This window comes from Anoxybacillus sp. MB8, assembly GCF_011006755.1.
GTDB lineage: Bacteria > Bacillota > Bacilli > Bacillales > Anoxybacillaceae > Anoxybacillus > Anoxybacillus gonensis.
This window is the reverse complement of record NZ_RXXX01000081.1, coordinates 1-2,839: the sequence shown is the minus strand read 5'-3', so window position 1 is coordinate 2,839 and position 2,839 is coordinate 1. Positions and strand designations below refer to the sequence as shown.

At 42.9% G+C, this 2,839-nt stretch carries 2 protein-coding genes and 2 pseudogenes; all 4 read right to left on the bottom strand.

Going from position 1 to position 2,839, the window contains the following annotated elements:
- Window positions 1-747, bottom strand: a 747-nt coding sequence (locus tag EKC99_RS15140; protein ID WP_163152630.1) for a virulence factor, incomplete at its 3' end; no start/stop codon positions are given.
- 168 nt (window positions 748-915) lie between these two features.
- Window positions 916-2,055, bottom strand: a complete 1,140-nt coding sequence (tnpB, locus tag EKC99_RS15135) for an IS200/IS605 family element RNA-guided endonuclease TnpB (RefSeq protein WP_163152628.1) — start codon at window positions 2,053-2,055, stop codon at window positions 916-918.
- 5 nt (window positions 2,056-2,060) lie between these two features.
- Window positions 2,061-2,411 (bottom strand): annotated as a pseudogene (gene tnpA, locus EKC99_RS15130) (IS200/IS605 family transposase).
- A 217-nt stretch (window positions 2,412-2,628) separates the two neighbouring features.
- A pseudogene (locus EKC99_RS15955) lies at window positions 2,629-2,709 on the bottom strand (VOC family protein); the annotation flags it as partial.
- Window positions 2,710-2,839 lie beyond the last annotated feature (130 nt).

Genomic DNA, 2,839 nt, shown 5'->3' with positions numbered 1-2,839 from the left:
CGCTACTTTCTCATCTTTTAACGCCTTTGCCAATACGGGCAAATCGGTTTCCGTCGGCTCTGCCATCTGTTCCAACGCTGCATATCGTTTCATCCAGTCCGGATCATCTAGCATTTGTTCAGTCACTTGAACACTTGTTCGTTTTTGTGTTTTCGCCTGCTCCCCTTGTTTAAACATGTGTACGAATCGCTCGAGCCGTTCTGGCGGATAAGCAGCAGACAACTCCTCGACAATTTCAGCGCCGATTTCTTCAAATGTTCCGTACCGAACGCCCTTTTCTACCCATTTCCGCTCCACGACAATATTCCCCGCATGTTTTTGCGCTTCTAGCACTGCATCGACAAACGGTTGTGGCAACCCCACTCGTCTCTCTTCGTGACCGTCCGTTAACTTCACTTGCATCGGCAAGCCATAAAGCATTTGCACATACACTTTCACTTCGCCAAAATGCTCATTGCGCACCGATTCATTTTCTTTAAGATCCTCCACCTGTTCGCCAAACACTTCGCGCACCTTTGTTAAAATCGGTTTCCAATCATATTTCGCATGCCGTTCCACAGCTAAAAAGTCAGCGACATGGTAAATGCCTTTCACACCTTCGATTTTCAATAATTGCTTAATGATTTCAGGAGCTTGTTCAGCCTGCGCTGGCTTATAGTTGTAGCTTGTTCCGAATGGAAGCTCTTCATCGAGCAACACTTTCATTGTATTGGGACTTGGTGTCGGTTCAATTGATCGAATCTTCATCCGCTTCTCTCCTATTCACGATAACATTCCAATATATTCATACGCCAAAAAATCAGATAACTTTATTGAAAAGGAAGAAACAAAGAAAAGCAAACATTTCGCTCAATGAAAATGTAACAAGCTTGAACCTCTCATGGCTGAAGCCACGAGATTCCTGCGCTGTCCCTTCTAACGAAGGGAGAATGAGCAGGCTAGCCCCGCAGTTCCTGCGGTTAGAAGCCGAATGGCTTCGTTTTTCAAATTGATACTTGCGTTCACATCTCGATCGTGATGTGTGCCACATGAAGGGCATTTCCATTCACGAAGGTAAAGATGTTTCACGTCTTTGTTTTTGTATCCGCAATGAGAACACAATTGGCTAGATGGAAAATTTTTTGCCACTACCACCACTTGTTTGCCGTACCATGTCGCTTTGTACATGAGCATATCTGTAAATGTTGACCATGATACGTCGACAATGGCTTTGGCTAAGTTGTAGTTTTTCATCATGTTTGACACTTGCAAATCTTCAATTCCGATGATGTCGTGGTTTTTGACAATCTCGGTCGAGAGTTTATGCAAGTAGTCATTTCGGGAATTTGTCATTTTCTCGTGTAGGCGTGCAACCTTGATTCGCTGTTTATGCCAATTCGAACTTCCCGTTTGTCGCCTAGAAAGAATACGCTGGGCTTTCGCTAATTTTTCTTCAAGCTTGCGAAGAAACTTTGGATTGGCATATGTCGTACCGTCTGAAAGGATCGCAAAATGTTTTACGCCCAAGTCAATCCCGATGGCACAATTCGTTTTAGGGAGTGGTTGCACCTCTGTTTCTACAAGAATCGACACAAAATATTTTCCGCTTGCGTTTCGTCGAATCGTCGCAGACAAGATGCGTCCTTCGACTTCCCGACTTTTCGCAACACGCACAAGCCCAAGTTTCGGGAGTTTGATTCGATTGCCGACAACGGCAATATTTCCGTTCGTGTACTTTGTTGTGTACGATTGCACCTTGTTCTTTTTTGATTTAAAACGTGGTTTGTTATTTTGTTTTTGAAAAAATCGGGTGTACGCATCGGATAAATGTTTCAGCGAGGTTTGGAGCGCAATGCTGTCCACTTCTTTTAGCCATACAAATTGTTTCTTTAGGTTGGTTAATTGAGAAGAACAAGCCTTGTATGTCAACCCTTTTCCTGTTGTTCGGTACGCACGTTCCCATTCGGCAAGGAAATGATTGAACACAAAACGAGCGCAACCGAATGTTTTGGCAATGAGGATTTCCTGTTCTTTGGTTGGATAAATACGGAATTTGTATGCTTTATGGACGAACATCGCTCTCACCTCGCTTTCTGATTTTGGATATACTGTCGTATTTGCGCTTCTGTGCGCTCGCTTTCGGTTGCGACAAAGTAAGAAGGATTCCACAGATTCCCTCCCCACAACTTCTCTTTTAGTTGGGGGAACTCTTTAAACAGCAACCTCGCACTCACACCTTTTCATGCTTTGATGATATTCGGAATAGAGTGTTGTGGAGTGCAGTCCATGAGCAAATGAACATGGTCGCCATCACTTTCCACTTGTAAAATCGTAAAACCATGTTCTTTCGCAATTTGATTTAAGATTTCTTTTAGCCTTGTATCGATATCGTCAACCAACACCTTGTGACGGTATTTCACACACCATACCATATGATATTGAATGGATTACACATATTCTCTGCCACGTTTCACTTCCGACATGTTGTTCACCTCAATGATAGGATAACATATGTCAGAGGATTTTTGGACTCATTTTAAATACAAGTATTTTAAATCAAATCATATATTGACATATGTCGAGTATGCAAACAAAAAACCAAGCCGACTCACCTCATGACTAAAGTCACGAGTGTTCTCGGCTAATTCAATAAAAATCCCGCGCTTCGTCCTCTGCACCGATTGGGATGCAAATTTGTATATGATCGAGCCGTTTGATAACAATGTTCATGCTGCTTCTCCTCTCTATCTTCTTTTCAACATTCTAAGGGTGGCTCAATATTTCCCTTCCTCTCTCTTTCTACTCTCCGTCATTTGCTTCCAAACAGATCCTTTCGCCTCTTCGCCACCTTCGATTCGTT

Excerpts from the sequence above, each read along its gene's own strand:
- tnpB (WP_163152628.1), bottom strand. The coding sequence starts at position 2,055 with ATGTTCGTCCATAAAGCATACAAATTCCGTATTTATCCAACCAAAGAA.